At 39.5% G+C, this 14,677-nt stretch carries 19 protein-coding genes; 4 read left to right on the top strand and 15 right to left on the bottom strand.

What is annotated here, in order from left to right; all coding sequences use genetic code 11:
- Positions 1-7: 7 nt before the first annotated feature.
- Together MKP07_RS41620 and MKP07_RS41625 are read left to right on the top strand one after the other, a co-directional pair.
- Positions 8-520, top strand: a complete 513-nt coding sequence (locus MKP07_RS41620; RefSeq protein WP_317236182.1) for a GMC family oxidoreductase — start codon at positions 8-10, stop codon at positions 518-520.
- 85 nt (positions 521-605) lie between these two features.
- Positions 606-1,676: a GMC family oxidoreductase gene (locus tag MKP07_RS41625; protein WP_317236183.1), complete on the top strand. Its 1,071-nt coding sequence runs from the start codon at positions 606-608 to the stop codon at positions 1,674-1,676.
- Positions 1,677-1,678: 2 nt separating this feature from the next.
- Here the strand turns inward: MKP07_RS41625 and MKP07_RS31510 are convergent, their stop codons facing one another.
- Positions 1,679-2,014 carry a serine O-acetyltransferase gene (locus MKP07_RS31510; RefSeq protein WP_240852062.1) on the bottom strand — a complete coding sequence of 112 codons (336 nt, stop codon included), beginning with the start codon at positions 2,012-2,014 and terminating at the stop codon, positions 1,679-1,681.
- Between the two features lie 426 nt (positions 2,015-2,440).
- On the opposite strand from MKP07_RS31510, the gene MKP07_RS31515 reads away from it, so the two are divergent.
- Together MKP07_RS31515 and MKP07_RS31520 are read left to right on the top strand one after the other, a co-directional pair.
- The gene (locus tag MKP07_RS31515; protein ID WP_240852063.1) at positions 2,441-3,055 is read left to right on the top strand and encodes a glycosyltransferase family 2 protein; all 615 of its coding nucleotides are present in this window, start codon (positions 2,441-2,443) and stop codon (positions 3,053-3,055) included.
- Positions 3,056-3,308: 253 nt separating this feature from the next.
- Positions 3,309-4,097, top strand: coding sequence for a glycosyltransferase family 2 protein (locus tag MKP07_RS31520; RefSeq protein ID WP_240852064.1), 789 nt, complete (start codon positions 3,309-3,311; stop codon positions 4,095-4,097).
- Positions 4,098-4,282: 185 nt separating this feature from the next.
- Here MKP07_RS31520 and MKP07_RS40200 read toward each other — a convergent pair whose 3' ends face one another.
- The 14 genes from MKP07_RS40200 to MKP07_RS31580 all read right to left on the bottom strand — a co-directional run bounded on the left by MKP07_RS40200 (position 4,283) and on the right by MKP07_RS31580 (position 14,666).
- Positions 4,283-4,696 (bottom strand): beta-1,6-N-acetylglucosaminyltransferase, encoded by a 414-nt coding sequence (locus MKP07_RS40200; protein ID WP_262920081.1) that lies wholly within the window; start codon positions 4,694-4,696, stop codon positions 4,283-4,285.
- Positions 4,697-4,719: 23 nt separating this feature from the next.
- Positions 4,720-5,025, bottom strand: coding sequence for a beta-1,6-N-acetylglucosaminyltransferase (locus MKP07_RS40205; protein ID WP_262920082.1), 306 nt, complete (start codon positions 5,023-5,025; stop codon positions 4,720-4,722).
- Positions 5,022-5,834: a glycosyltransferase gene (locus tag MKP07_RS31530; protein WP_240852065.1), complete on the bottom strand. Its 813-nt coding sequence runs from the start codon at positions 5,832-5,834 to the stop codon at positions 5,022-5,024. The genes MKP07_RS40205 and MKP07_RS31530 overlap by 4 nt, the downstream gene beginning before the upstream one ends.
- Before the next feature lie 35 nt (positions 5,835-5,869).
- Positions 5,870-6,232, bottom strand: coding sequence for a hypothetical protein (locus tag MKP07_RS31535; RefSeq protein ID WP_240852066.1), 363 nt, complete (start codon positions 6,230-6,232; stop codon positions 5,870-5,872).
- A 14-nt stretch (positions 6,233-6,246) separates the two neighbouring features.
- Entirely contained in the window at positions 6,247-7,398 is a 1,152-nt protein-coding gene (locus tag MKP07_RS31540; protein WP_240852067.1) for a glycosyltransferase, read from the bottom strand.
- Positions 7,399-7,497: 99 nt separating this feature from the next.
- Positions 7,498-7,770 carry a hypothetical protein gene (locus MKP07_RS31545; RefSeq protein WP_240852068.1) on the bottom strand — a complete coding sequence of 91 codons (273 nt, stop codon included), beginning with the start codon at positions 7,768-7,770 and terminating at the stop codon, positions 7,498-7,500.
- Between the two features lie 279 nt (positions 7,771-8,049).
- A complete protein-coding gene (locus MKP07_RS31550; RefSeq protein WP_240852069.1) occupies positions 8,050-8,655 on the bottom strand; it encodes a hypothetical protein in 606 nt (201 codons plus the stop codon).
- 292 nt (positions 8,656-8,947) lie between these two features.
- Complete coding sequence (locus tag MKP07_RS31555) at positions 8,948-10,780, bottom strand: hypothetical protein (protein ID WP_240852070.1); 1,833 nt, start codon at positions 10,778-10,780, stop codon at positions 8,948-8,950.
- Positions 10,781-10,866: 86 nt separating this feature from the next.
- Entirely contained in the window at positions 10,867-11,157 is a 291-nt protein-coding gene (locus tag MKP07_RS43255; RefSeq protein ID WP_394803737.1) for a Wzz/FepE/Etk N-terminal domain-containing protein, read from the bottom strand.
- 11 nt (positions 11,158-11,168) lie between these two features.
- Positions 11,169-11,870 (bottom strand): TolC family protein, encoded by a 702-nt coding sequence (locus tag MKP07_RS31560; RefSeq protein ID WP_240852071.1) that lies wholly within the window; start codon positions 11,868-11,870, stop codon positions 11,169-11,171.
- A gap of 14 nt (positions 11,871-11,884) precedes the next feature.
- The gene (locus MKP07_RS31565) at positions 11,885-12,991 is read right to left on the bottom strand and encodes a sugar transferase (RefSeq protein WP_240852072.1); all 1,107 of its coding nucleotides are present in this window, start codon (positions 12,989-12,991) and stop codon (positions 11,885-11,887) included.
- Entirely contained in the window at positions 12,954-13,352 is a 399-nt protein-coding gene (locus MKP07_RS31570; RefSeq protein WP_240852073.1) for a response regulator, read from the bottom strand. The genes MKP07_RS31565 and MKP07_RS31570 overlap by 38 nt, the downstream gene beginning before the upstream one ends.
- Before the next feature lie 142 nt (positions 13,353-13,494).
- Positions 13,495-13,812 carry a thioesterase domain-containing protein gene (locus MKP07_RS31575; RefSeq protein ID WP_240852074.1) on the bottom strand — a complete coding sequence of 106 codons (318 nt, stop codon included), beginning with the start codon at positions 13,810-13,812 and terminating at the stop codon, positions 13,495-13,497.
- Positions 13,806-14,666, bottom strand: a complete 861-nt coding sequence (locus tag MKP07_RS31580) for a thioesterase domain-containing protein (protein WP_240852075.1) — start codon at positions 14,664-14,666, stop codon at positions 13,806-13,808. Before MKP07_RS31580 ends, MKP07_RS31575 begins: the two co-directional genes overlap by 7 nt.
- Positions 14,667-14,677: the final 11 nt, after the last annotated feature.

The following is a 14,677-nucleotide window of genomic DNA, read 5'->3' on the forward strand; positions in this document are numbered from 1 at the left end:
TAATTATATGAATTACGATGCCATAGTTATCGGGTCTGGAATTAGCGGAGGGTGGGCAGCTAAAGAGCTTTGTGAAAAAGGCCTGAAAACGCTGCTTCTGGAAAGAGGCCGGGATGTGAAGCATGGCCAGGATTACCCTACAGCGATGATGAATCCATGGGATTTCCCTAATCGCCTCAATGTAACATCAGAAGATTTTGAAGAATACCCGGTACAGGCGAATGGTTTCGACGAAGGTTGTAAGCACTTTTTTGTAAAGGATAAAGACCATCCTTATATCCAGGATAAACCATTTTGGTGGCTGAGAGGATACCAGGTAGGTGGCAGATCTTTAACATGGGGACGGCAATGTTACCGATGGAGTGATCTTGATTTTAGCGCCAATTTAAAAGATGGGCACGGTGTAGACTGGCCCATAAGATATAATGATCTTGCTCCATGGTATAATTATGTGGAAGGATTTATTGGTGTGAGCGGGCAAAAAGAAAACCTGCCTCATCTACCCGATGGATCTTTTTAGACCCAATGGAGCTTAATTGTATTGAAACACATTTGGCGCAATCCATCAAAAAAATCATGATCAACGCCTTTTAACAATTGCACGTGTGGCCAACCTCACAAGGAATCTCAACGGAAGAGGCCCTTGCATGAACCGTAATCTATGTAATCGCGGATGCCCGTTCAGCGCCTACTTCAGCAGCAATAGTGCTACTATTCCTGCAGCTATGGCAACCGGCAACCTGGAACTCCGTCCTTTTTCTATTGTAACTGAAATCATTTATGACGACAAAACCCAGAAAGCAAAGAGTGTAGTTGTTGTAGATGCCATAACTAATAAAACATACGAGTTCAGTGCTAAAATAATTTTTGTAAACGCGTCCACTATTGCAACTACTGCACTCCTGCTCAACTCTAAATCAAACAGGTTCCCCAACGGATTGGGAAATGACAGCGGAGAACTAGGTCACAACTTAATGGATCATCATTCTTCAGCCGGCGCTTCCGGCAGATACTCGGGATTCCAGGATAAATACTATAAAGGCCGCCGCCCCTGTGGGTTTTTAATACCAAGGTTCAGGAACCTTGACAAAGCCTCAGATAAAGTTGATTTCTTAAGAGGCTATAATATACAGGGGGATGGCGAGAGACTGGAATGGGGCGACCGAAAAAACGATGATATTGCCTTTGGTGCTGACTTTAAGAATCATATTGCAACTCCCGGCGACTGGACAATTTGGATGGCAGGATGGGGAGAATGTTTGCCCTACCACGAGAACAGGGTTTACCTAAGCGACACAGAAAAAGACAAATGGGGACAGCCGCTGGTTCATATTGATTTTTCTTTTAAAGAAAATGAGGCTAAAATGATGGATGATATTAAAGATGCCTGCGGACAGATGTTGACAGAAGCCGGATTTGACGGAGTAAATACTTTTAAATACAATAAACCAGGTGGTTCAACCGTACATGAAATGGGCACGGCGAGAATGGGCAATGACCCCAAAACCTCTGTCTTAAACAAGCATAATCAAATACATGCAGCAAAAAATGTATTTGTTACGGATGGTAGTTGCATGACATCTTCCGCTTGTCAAAACCCATCATTAACTTATATGGCTTTAACTGCAAGAGCTTGTAGTTTCGCTTTTGATCAATTATCAAAAGGCCTTTTATGATATCAGGATGAGCTTATAATACGTGCCGGGTTGCCAACAACTGTTGCATTTTCTGGAATGTGCTTTACCACCACTGTGCCGGCACCTATTTTTACATTATTACCGATATTTAAGGGGCCAATAATTACTGAATTACATCCGATATCTACATTATTACCAATAACCGGTGCAGACGAGCAATAATTTCCGTTCGCATCTTGTTTTATTCCAATGGTAGTACATTGCCTAACGGTGAAATTATTTCCTATTACAGTATCAGGATGTATTACCAATCCACTGCCATGCCAGATAGAAAGCCCGGGACCTACAGAGGTTTTCCATGAAAGTTCTACACACATACACCATTCAACTATCACCCTGTAAAAAAGCAAGTACCAGAAAAATAACAAAAACAATACTTTATTACGCTTTATAACCTGCGCAATACGAAAAAGAACCACAATATATTTCCCTTTCGTAGGATTCGCCAGGTTGGCTTGTTTATCCTGATATATGTATTTGAAAAAGTCACTATCCTGTTTAAATTCAAGTGCAATAATACTTTTCTAATGGCAAGTCACCAACAATTAATTTTTAGAGCGGGAAAGAAGAATCTGATTTAAAATTACTGCGCCATCTTAACTAATTATCGTTTATTTTTGATATGCAACTTTGCACATAAGTTACTTCTAAACCAATATTATTTTTGTGCGAAAGAAGCTAGGCAGATATTGAGCTTTGCATAAAAGCTACAGTCAGTCAAATCAACTAATAAATCAAGTGAGATGCACTACATTTTTTCTTATCCTGATTGGGTAAAACATCATAAGTATAGCTTTGGCACTTATGATGAGATCTCCAATGAAGTCTTTGACTCCATTAATAAAAGGCTGGACAGCACACAATCAGCAACTCCTGTTGTTTCTATTTTGATTGCGGCGTGGAATGAAGAGACCAACATCCTGAACTGCGTATCTAGCTTATCAGCATCCAAAACAAAATATCCATTTGAAATTATCGTAATAAATAATAACTCAACCGATCAAACGCAAAAAACATTAGATAAGTTGCATGTAAAAGCGCTTTTCCAGCCGGTACAGGGTTGTGGCCCGGCCCGGCAGCTAGGACAGGAAACTGCCTTGGGTGATTACATATTACTGGCTGATGCAGACTGTATTTACGCGGAGGGTTGGATAGAGGAAATGATGAACTACCTAACCAAACCCGGCGTTGTTTGTGTGTACGGGCGTTACTCCTTTATCCCCGAGCAAAAATATCCGAGGTGGCAATTGTATATATTTGAAAAGCTGAAGGATGTAATTGCAGAATTAAGACACTTTAAGCGCCCGTATTTGAATGCTTACGGGATTAGCATGGGATACGTAAAAAATATGGATTGAAAGTAGGATATGTTACTTATAAAATTTGGGGTGATGATGGACGTTTGTGTTTTGACTTGATGCCTTATGGAAAAGTACTGCAGGTAAAGACGAGTAAGACCCGTGTATGGACAGGTCCCCGAACATTACAGAGAGATGGCGGGCTAGGCAAAGCTTTAACAAACCGGTTAAAACTAGAATCAAAAGATTTTTCTCAATGTTCACACCTCATGCCCCCACGACACTAAAACCTCAAAAAATGAATAGTTTTTTTATGTCTAACTATTTTCCCGATATCAGCTTATTAGTAACTCATTATAACCGCAGCGCTTCTTTAGAAAACCTGCTTCAATCATTTATTAAAGTTGGTTGTAGTTTTGGAGCCATTGTAGTTTCAGATGACGGCAGTAATGACGTACACACAAACAAGTTGAGGGAGCTACAGGCTACCTACAATTTCAATCTCGTTCCTGCCATAAAAAATGGCGGATTGGGAAGAAATTTGAACAAAGGTGACGATGCAGTGACCACGCCGTATACGTTATATGTGCAGGAAGACTTTGAAGCTACTGAAAAATTTCCGCAGGCATTGCAGGATGCATTTGATATGATGTCAGAAGATCGCAGCCTGGATATGGCCAAGTTTTATGCCTACTATAGCCATCCTTATCTTACCGATTTCAAAAAGGGGTTTTCGAAAATAACTATTCCCGCTCTTGCTACCGACTATACCAAAATATATGCATATACTGACCACCCGCATTTGAGAAGAAGCGATTTTTTTGAAAAATTCGGTCGTTATCCGGAAGGCCTTAAAGGCGATGTAACGGAATATAAAATGTGTATTTCTTTTTTACAAAACAAAGGTCAGGCTATTTTTTACAATGATTTTACCGGGCTTTTTATACAAAAAAACTCTGAAGCAGAACCAAGTACAATGTCTCGCACAGCTTGGAAACAAAAGAACTCATTTTTTATATCGTTGTTGAGAACATTTTACAGGCAGGTTAAATATAACTTTGATATTGCTTTTGCAAGCCCTTTGCTGAAGCTCAAAAAGTAACCCTTTCAAAAGGAGCTAATTGATTATAAAAATGAGCTACAGCGTCAACGGTGATTTAAGACAATAACATTAGTTTACCTGAAGATAGTCATCCAGCCTATCTAAAATAACTTCATCCACCAAGGTATCAAACTTCCTTGCGAAAAAATTATGCGTACTTTTCAAAGCAGTCAGATCTTCCTGTGTTAATAATTTGGGATTCGCCTTTTTTCAGACCAATCGATAAATCTGTAATTATCGTTTACAACATCATCTTTAAACTGGGAGTTCATTAATATAGTGGCATAAAGATATTCATCGGGAGCCCAGGTGAGTTTGGCAAAATTTTTAAGCTTGCTATTATTGGTAATTGTATCTGCAAAAAAATAAGCTGCTTCTGCAGGCAATGTCCACCAACTGGAGCAATTTCCCCCGTATAATTTCCAATCCAGTGGAAACTTCCTTTGCGGGAGTATTGTGTTTATCAATCGTTGAGCCAGATATTTGCCTTTTATAGAAAAATCATTAAAATGGTAGTTAGTGATTCGCACCAGGTTTTCATGCCACCACTTTTTCTCCTCGGTGTCTTCATAAGAGATGAAGCATTTGCCTTTGTTCATCTCTAAAAACTTAACAAACTCAGTTATTTTTTTATAGGATAGTCTTGCCCGCTTATTAAATTGATAAAATCATATTTCGTTTCGCTCGCTTTTATTTCGGCTATTGAAGCGGTAATAGCATTTATCAGGCTAAAGCCTCCCCAATTAACCTTGACCCGGTTTTTAACAAACGTTACATTCGTTTTCTCTTTAAGCCTTTCAAACTGCGTAATGTCTATTTTTTTATCAACGTGCACAAAAATATCACTTCCGGGGCAGGTCAAAGCATTGATCAACCTAGCTAATTGGTCTGCATTTTTATAAGTAATAATTAAATGACAGAGGTTCATACACTTCTTTTTTGCGTGTTTTCTATTGCGGTGTAAATGCTGTTAACAGAATTCTCCCAGCTATGTGAGTGGGCAAATTCGATCTTCGCGCTTATACTTGCTTCGGTTTGAGGTACTAAAGCTTTTTGCAATAAAGACTGGTAATCGGCTAAAGAGTCTGCCAGAAATACAAACTCGCTAAACAACTCCATGGTTTGAGTTCTGGTTGCCAATACCGGTTTGCCCATGGCAAGATATTCATCTATTTTTCTTGGATAATTTCCTATAGTCAGGTCATTTACAACCTGTGGGTTTATGCATACATCAAATGCCGATATATATGCCGGCAGCTCTTCAGGCGGCTTTGAACCTGTGAAATAAGCGTTATCCAAATTATGTAACCTACTATTTTTGAAGGGTTCATCCTCAGGGCCTACAAAAACAAAAACCATTGATGGACTTGCCTCAACCAGGTTTTCCAGCAATGCCAGGTCAAGCCTTGCCGATAATAATGCACCGACATATCCAATTACCGGAGCGTTAGGTGATTGCTGCTTTCTTTTTGCTAATTCTTCGGGCACCTCCTGGTTAGGAACAAATAAAGAAAAATCACATCCTTGCCCCACATAATATGCATTAGAATTAAATTTGGCACAGTGCTGTGTCAGGTACTCCGAATTAGCTACGCAAACATCACTCTTGGCGATAAGGCGTGGTTCCCAAACCATACCATGTTTTCTCCAGTAATCCGTTGCATAAAAATTATCTCTCGAATAATACACCGATACCGAAGGAGTAATATGATCCTGGAGATACAGACTTCTGAACATATCGCCGTCGTTAAAGAGTATAAAATCTTTAAACCCTAACAGGGCAATAGCTTTTTTACACTACCTGCGAGTTTGCGGTTATTCCGCCTGTTGAATATATCAAATAGCCACTCTCCTTTTATCCAGTTGATGGACTCAATCATAACATCGTGATACCACACCCACAAATTATCCTGTATCAATTCGAGAGGTTCCGCTTTCTTCAGAAGTACATCCAGTCTTCTTTTCGTAGATTCTTTATCTCCATGCTGAAACCGGGTCTTCCTGTCTAAAGGCGTGCTGATATATAACACACGATTATGTTTACTGAATTCGAGAGCAATATTTTTACAATTGCTGCCAATTTCAGTATCCCAAGATTGCTGACCTACAATGATGATATCCCGGTTTTTAATCATAATGATGCCATCTTTTATTCAAAATGTTTTGTAGCCACCGATCTTTTATTGGCGTTCCTGGAGTGCATAAGAGAAATAACCTGGTAAAACATAAAAGACGGGATATGTTTTAACGCTTTTATTATACGCTTATCTGCCCCTCTCAAGGGTAATAAAAATCCTAACACGAACAGGAGGAAGCTTAGAGCCCACATTAAAGAAAGAACAGGGGCTACTATAAGGTTCACCAATAAGCAAAGCACTGATAACATAAGAAAAATAAACAACGGTGGTCGCAGTAGCACAATTCCGAAAAGGAACTGGTTGACACTAGCTTTCCTCACACCTAACCCGATCAGCTTAAAGCCAAGGCTAAAATACCGGAACCAGGTATTGATCCATCTTGCGCGTTGGTTAACCAACTGTGACGACTTTGAAGTTTTTTGATCATATACAATAGCTTTTTCAGCAAAGGCGATGCGATTACCGCGCCGGATAATTTCGTACTGCAGTACCTTATCAAAACCGGCTCCTGAAACATCCTTGCCACCCAGACATTCTTCATATAACGCCACGCTGAAAGCCATACCCGATCCGGACAAAGTTGCTGAAGAACCCAGGTGAAACAATACTTCCCCATCATAGAAATGGTAGTAAATATCGCGGGCAGCATCTAAACAGGCATACTGGCTATCTAAATTCTTGGCAGCGCGCAACCCCTGCACGGCATTAAATCCGTGTTTAAAGAAAGTATTTAAATGATCGAGGTAATACTCATCTACAAGATTATCGCTATCAATTATGGTAAGGTAATCATGGTTTCGCTTAAAATGGCGCATGGCATATAAATGAGAACGAACATTGCCTCCAAGCGTCTGTTCAGGACGCAGTAAAATTATCCGCTCATCATCAAAATGTAATGAAGAAATGTCGGAACAATTATCTAACACCACATAGCATATAAAATTCGTATGCTTAAGGCGCAGGATGGATTGCACCGTTTCGGGAATATGAGCTATTTCCTGGTAGGCCGTAACTATAATAGCATAGTCAGCATTGAAGGCATCGATGCCAGGCGCAGCTTTTTGACCAGACCTTTTTGCCAGGCGGAATAATATATACAATACAATTGGCAGCACTAAATTGTAACCAATCAAAAATTGTATGATATACCAGAAATACATCATTGCATTAAATTATTTGATACCTCGCTTTAATCCCCACAGGAAAAACAGTATTCCTGGTATTATAAAAATCAGAACCGGCATATAATTAAATTAAGACTATCAGGAGCTTTGTTTATCAATTTTTGAAGCATTAAATATCATGGCAAATCCAAGATTGACAAATATATTAGAAGGCATATTATTGATTACCTCATTGCCATAGCTACACACAAAAATGCCTGCTATGCCCGCCGTTATGGCAATTGATATCACCCTTAAGTTTTGATCCTTTATCGTCCAGGCGATGCCGGTACCCTTACCCAAAAGATACATCAGCATGCAAACCAAAGTGTAAAACCTATAATACCGGTTTGCGCCCATAATTTCACCCAATAACTATCCGGTTCAATAGTTGACAAATATTTGTCTGCGTTATAGGCATGGCCAAATGCGCCTATTACTCCCAGGCCGCCCCCAAGTGGCCGTGAACTTAAATAGTCTGATAGTTTTTTTGGTTAATGAACCGGAGGTTTAGAGATGCATCCTGAGGATCGATGGCCGTTCTAAATCGGAAAATTGCATAATTACCATTTCCTATATTGGTATACTTCAAAAAGCCAACAAAAAGTCCCATCAAAATACATCCTGCTATTATAATCTTGTATCGCCTTGTTAATATAAGCGCATATCCTGCTGCTGCCACAAGTGCAAAAAAGCCCCTCTCGTTCCTGATATAAGCATGGCTATGGTAAAAATGGGCACAGCCAGAAACAAAGCAGTTTTATAAAATCCTTTCTTCCATCCTAACGCGCGGGAAAGCGTGACAATTACCATGACCGCCATTGAAGCACCGAATTGGCCGGCATCTATATAAAAAGAAAAAACACGTAACTGCCCCCAAATTAAATGCGTAGGAAATTGCTCAACGAAACGCTGGTCACCTGCGCTTAAACCAATATACTTTTGTTTAAGACCATATAATGCCCCCAGAAAAGAAAATACCAGGATCATTTTGGTTACCACTTTTATACGGCTTTTGGTATTGATAAGCAATAGGCCGAGACCAGAAAGAGCTATGGGGTAAATACCTACACCTCTTATTTCCTGCAACCATCCCCTGAAACTAGCGCCCGCAGGGTTGCCCAGTTGCGCTATACAGAACAGAAGCCATACCAGAAAAATCCAGGCAAGATTACTATTGAGCAGCCGGAAGTCTAATTTATCTGCATTATACCAAACGCTTAGCCAGGCAATTACCAGGAGCGCTTCAATGCCCATTCCATAAGGAATACCATCAAATTCCCGGTAAAAAAGAAAAGTATGAAACAGTAAGTTAAAACTCCTAACAAACCTATAAACGGCTCTTTAAAAGCCATTATCAGATAAACGGCAAAACCCAGGAAAAGTACCGGCAACACGGGTACGATATAGCTACCCGTAAAGGCAAAACAAACTCCAATAAAGATAGCCGCGATAACAGCAGCTATTATAAAAAGCACTGGCCGAAAGTCAACTTAAAATAACTGGTGTCCAGTTTCATGATAATGTTTTTTCTGAAACCACGCCTCTATCAGGTATTCTCGGTTATTTTTACTTTGTTCATCACCCAACCTAAAAATCCTTTTTCGGAAGACAAATATTTTAGGAAATTCATGTCGCTTGCTGCAATTTTATTTCCTGCACCAAAAACCGCAATGGATTTATCGGTAAACATCATCCACTCCTTCACGTTATGCATTTCCTGAGAACTATCGATGTCCATGATAACGATATCAAAAGTTTCTTTTAAAACTTTAAACCCGGCAAAAAGGCTTTTAACATCCTTAAGCTCTAACAGAGAATTACTATTAGCCTGGTTTCTGTTCAAAATCGTAATTCTGTCTTCAATTTGAATTTCCTTTTTAACCAGGAATGATTCAAATACCTGGTTTTGCTTTTGTTCCTTTTGTTTTGAATTGTTGGTAACGAGGCTGGTTAAGCCCTGGTGATTTTCGCAAATCAATAATACATTTTTACCCATCATTGCAAAAGCGTAACTTAAACTACCTGCCAGGAAACTTTTGCCCTCTCCGTCAGCAAAACTGGTTATACCCAAAACATTATTACCATTAGACAACTCTTCATTCAGTTCAAATCTAAGAGAACGAAGCAGGTCCCGGTAAATCATATAATCATTAACCGATTCGGTATTCTTCCAGATATCGCGGAGGTCTTTATTTTCCTCATTAATAAGATTCAGGCAGCCCAGTACTTTCTGTCCTGTGGCCGACTTCAATTGATCGGGTGTATTGATAGTTGTATTCAACATGAATACAATCAACAACGTAAGCAGGCAGATCATAAAACTAGATACACCTGATAAACCAAGATATAGAACGCCTTTTGATGGATTAGGCGGTTGCGGCAAACCCGGCTCGCTAATATTCAATTGAATTCCCGCTCTGGCAAGCATGCTTGTTTGTTCAAACTGTGTCTGCACATCTGAATATTCCTTTGTCGCCAGATCGGCATCTCTGGCTAAAGCTGCCTGCCCGGCATTATTCACCAGGCCTACGCTTCCTCCTGCTCTTCTGGGACCTAAGCTGGCCAATTGTTGTTCGACCACAGTTAACATGCTGTTAGCTGCCGCCAGGTCATTTTCCAACCTGATTTTATCATTAAGCAGGCTTTGCCTGATTCCCGCAGCAGCCGACGAGCTGCCTTTGTCTCCGGAACTGGATAACAAACGTGATTTGATACGCTGCAGTGAATCTAATGTTGCTTTGTCCTGGGGCTGGAAATTGTTGTTGACATACCTGGCGTTGGCCATAGATATCTGGTTGTCGATGCTGACAATATCACTATTACTGGCGGAACTGGTGGAGCCGGAACTCACATAGCCGCCACTTCCGGCCAGTTTATTGTTGACCTCGTTTAATGCTCCTTTTAGCGAACTAATATTCCGTACAACAGCCGTACGTTGGCTTTCAGCTTCATTGATCTGCTGATTGATCACATCTGCCTGTTGTTGGGCACTCATGGCATTGGCAGCATTGGATGCAGCACCAGCGCTAGAGTTCAACAATTGGGCGTTTTTTTTAACCATCTCATTTTGCTTCGCTTTTAAGATTGTATCTAATGAAGCAATGGATTGTTGCTGATTGGTGGTTACAATATTGGTGTAATAGTTTATAAAATCGCCCGACAATGTGTTAACAACATAAGTAGACAGCTGCGGATTTTCTGAAGTGAACACAACTTTAATAAAATCGCTCTCCCCATTACGATAAATTTCCAGGCCTTTCGACAGGCTGCCATCGTCATAACGGAAAGACCGTAAAATATCAAATAACTTTATCTCGCCGTTATCAGCTATAGAAATAAGTGCATTTGCATTCAAACGCTTCTGATATTCTGCGATCACCTGGGTCTTCTCCTGCGCGGTTAGCTTTTGAACATCCTCCGGGTATTTTCTGAACGCCTCCCCAGGATTTTCCAGATCGTGTAAAGCTAATTTGTAGGAAAGCGCTGTAATTCTTTTTTCGACCTCATCAGTTCCAACAAATTGCCGAACTGTTGGGTTAACTTGAAGTAATCGGTATTTTGCTCCACCTTTAAAGCGGCATCTTGTAAACTGCTGGTTAAACCGGTGGAGATCAGTGCCTCCGAGCGATATTCCCGGGGCATTTGCTTAACAAAAAAATAGGTAATTATAACGCACACAAGAGGCACTATAATAAGAAGCCATTTAAACCTGACTAAGTACTTTAAGAATTCCTTCAGATTAAAATTAAAATTCATTCCTTATGTTATTATCTTACATTTTCAAGCCTTGTGCCAATAATTTCTTCCAGCTCGTTCTTTGCTTTTAAATAATCAACCTCGGCTGATAAATTGGAAGCTTCTGCTTCAACAAGCAAATTTTTAGTAGAGGTGTAGACTTCTATGGAGACCTCATTATTTTTAAACTGGGTTTGCGCATTAGTAAAGACGCCTCTCAGGTCTGAAGCTGCAAGCGCTCTTAGCTCAAGCATCTTTCTTGCAGCTAAAAATGCGTAATACCTGCCCTTTACATTATTTACCAGTACATTTTTGAAATCTTTGTTTTGCTCCTGCGCAATAATATAGTCGGCCTTTGCGCTTTTGATCATTGCTGGTTTAGTAAGAAAGTTGCCCAGATTCATGCTAATACCAAACTGAAACCCACGGGTAACAATATTACTGGACCCGTTTGAACCACCGCCAGGTATTATTACCAGGGCATCATTTTTTGTAGGACTGTAAAAATAGCCGGCGTTAAACATATCTAAAAGACCTACCGCAGCGATTGTCTTCTGAATCCTCGCTTTATCAAGTGTAGCGTCAGCAGCTTTCTTTAAGGGATAATTCTGAACTGCCAGATTGATATATTTATTAAGCAATACACTATCGATGTCACTTATAATAGACTGTTGAGCATTTACTCCTAAAATAGAAGTTATGATAAATAAGATTATGAGACATGTTTTTTTCATATAGAAAATCAATTTTAAACTTTTTCTTTTTGTAGCATAGCAGGTATCGTCCTTAACATAATTTTCAGATCCATTAAAAAAGAGCTGTCTTTGGCATATGTATTATCCAGTTCTTTACGCTCATCTTCCGACATTTCCGCCTGTCCCCTTTTAGATATCTGCCACAGGCCGGTTATCCCTGCAGGACCAAGAAATCTCATTGCAAACTGATCTGAAGTAAGTTGCTCCGCCTCGTACAGAGGTAAAGGCCTGTTCCCGACAATCGACATATCTCCCTTTAAAACATTGAAAAGCTGGGGCAATTCATCGATACTCGTTTTCCTTAAAACATTCCCTATTTTCGTAATTCGTGGATCATTAAGTATTTTGACGAAGGCTTTTTGCTCATTGCCGCTTTGTTCTCCCGCACTATATTGATTATTGGTTTTACTTAATGCTTCGAGTTTTTTGTCGGCATCCGTAACCATAGAACGAAACTTGTAAAAGTCAAATATTTTGTACCCCGTTCCAGCTCTCTTACTTTTATATACCACCGGCCCTTTGCTTTCCAGTCTTATTAAAATAATGACCAGAATAAATAGTGGGAATAATAATAAGATCAAAAAAGACGACACCGCAATATCAAACATCCGTTTATAAACGGGCATTTTATACTCTATGCCTTTGGTAGAAAATTTGGAAGCATCATCAGGCTTAATGAGCTTGAACTTTATTAAGAAATTAATACGCTCAAGAATCAACTCACTGTTAAATGGACTAAAATAAATATCATTAGCTTTTGCTTCTAACGCCCGTTGATGTAATTCAGTTTTATTAACAGAAGTGAGTAAAATAATGATAATACCCGCAGTAATTGCGTTTTGACGCAACGCGCTTATCTCATTGAAAATGCTGCTTTCATTTTTCACTTCCATCAATAACGCGTAGGGTACATCAGCAATAGAAGACCCAGACAGATGATTTCTGAAACTTGCTAAAGTAGGATATGTATCAATCCTGTATCCTGAAATAAATTTCTCATCTATTACCTCATCAAAAAAATCACTTCCTATATACGCTATACCAACGGTCTGACTTAGAAAATTAGTTTTCAGATGCAAAGAGTTTTGTGTGTTCAGCAAGTAGGTATTTGACGGCATCTTTAAGCTTAGTTGGATTAAAAGGTTTTTGAATTATTTCGTTTACCGGAAATCTTAATTGAGCTTCGAGATTTTTGGTATCAGTTGTGCCAGTAAGCAATATTACCGGTATTTTGGAGAAAATACCACTGATCTTGATGGAGTTCAAAAACTCGGTACCATTAAAATAGGGCATATTTACATCCAGGATAATCAAATCTGGCTTGTTCCCCTCCTCCAGCCATCGAATGGCTTCATACCCATTGCTTTTTAATTCGGTTTGGTAGTCTTTTGATAAAACAAACTCTAAAAGTTTTAATATGGTTGGTTCATCATCAACTATCAGAATTGTTTTCTTCATCATATTCTTTTCTATTAAGCAAATTTAAGCACAATGAGGTATTGAGCAGTCATATTACCTAGGAATAATCTTACACCAGTTTTGTTTAGAGGGTTTCTTTCAACGGTGTAAAGCCATAAATATAACAATTCTTTTAAAGGTGCAATTAAATTTTGTCTATTATCTTTTCTATAGTTTTAATAAGATGTTCGTTGTGTGGAGGAAGAATAAATGTCTTATGATCTCCTCTTACATCATACACGGATACTCCTTTTGTGGCATACCTCATCCATCCCAGGTAAGTTCGGTCATCTACAAAATAAGTACGCTCTTTAACCCTGAACAGATGAACTTTAACATCGAGTGGCTTTAAAATATAACTATTGTAAGCATTGTTATATGCTTCAATTACCGGCCTCTCGTAATCATAAATTTGTTCGTCTTCTGCCTCTTTAAAATCTTTATTCAGCTTTCTACTCAGCACAGATCGTTGATAATTAATAACTTCTCGAGGAGAATGCAACAAATTACCACCAAAAACACTGCTTTTTTAAGCTGGCGGCTCAGGAATCGCATTACCTTACCCGGTTTTTCTTCCATATTAGCTCTATCACTTACATTGGTATCCATTATACCTAACATCCTTATTTCTTTGCCCATTGCAATCAACTGTCTAGCCATTTCAAAAACAACTATACCGCCATAGGAGTAGCCTATTAAAATGTAAGGACCGTCAGGATTTTGCTCCAGCAACTCGTCAAGATACCGCTTTGCAATGCTTTCGATAGTGCTCAGATGCGTTAAATCGCCATCAAGGCCAAGCGCCTGGATACCGTATAGAGGCTGATCTTCACCCAAAAATGGCTCGAGTGCCTTATAAAGAAGGATATTTAACGATCCGCCATGAATAAGATAAATAGGAGGTTTGGTCCCTGTTTGTTTAATAGCAACTAAAGATCTGTGCTTGAAATCAGCAGTATTGTCGAGTAACTTCGCTAGTGAAGATATCGTGGAATATTCAAATAAAGACGCTATGGGAAGCTTAGTATTGGTTTGCTTACCAATACGGTTCATCACTTTTACAGCAACCATCGAGTGACCGCCTAACTCGAAAAAGTTATCTTCGATTGATAAGCCGGTCAAACCCAGTTCAGATTCCCAGATATCTTTTATGAGTTGCTCATACTCTGTAAGTGGGGTCATATCAGGCCGCTGACGCACGGTTTGTTCAGCCTCCTGCTTTTTGTACATTTCAGGTGGCGCCAGTTTCTTCACGTCTACTTTCCCGTTCGGGCTAAGTGGAAATTCCTTTACCCTTACCCAAAAAGAAGGAATCATGAAATAAGGAA

Origin of the sequence: Paraniabella hibiscisoli (genome assembly GCF_022512515.1) — a bacterium.
In the GTDB taxonomy this organism is placed as follows: Bacteria; Bacteroidota; Bacteroidia; order Chitinophagales; family Chitinophagaceae; genus Niabella; species Niabella hibiscisoli.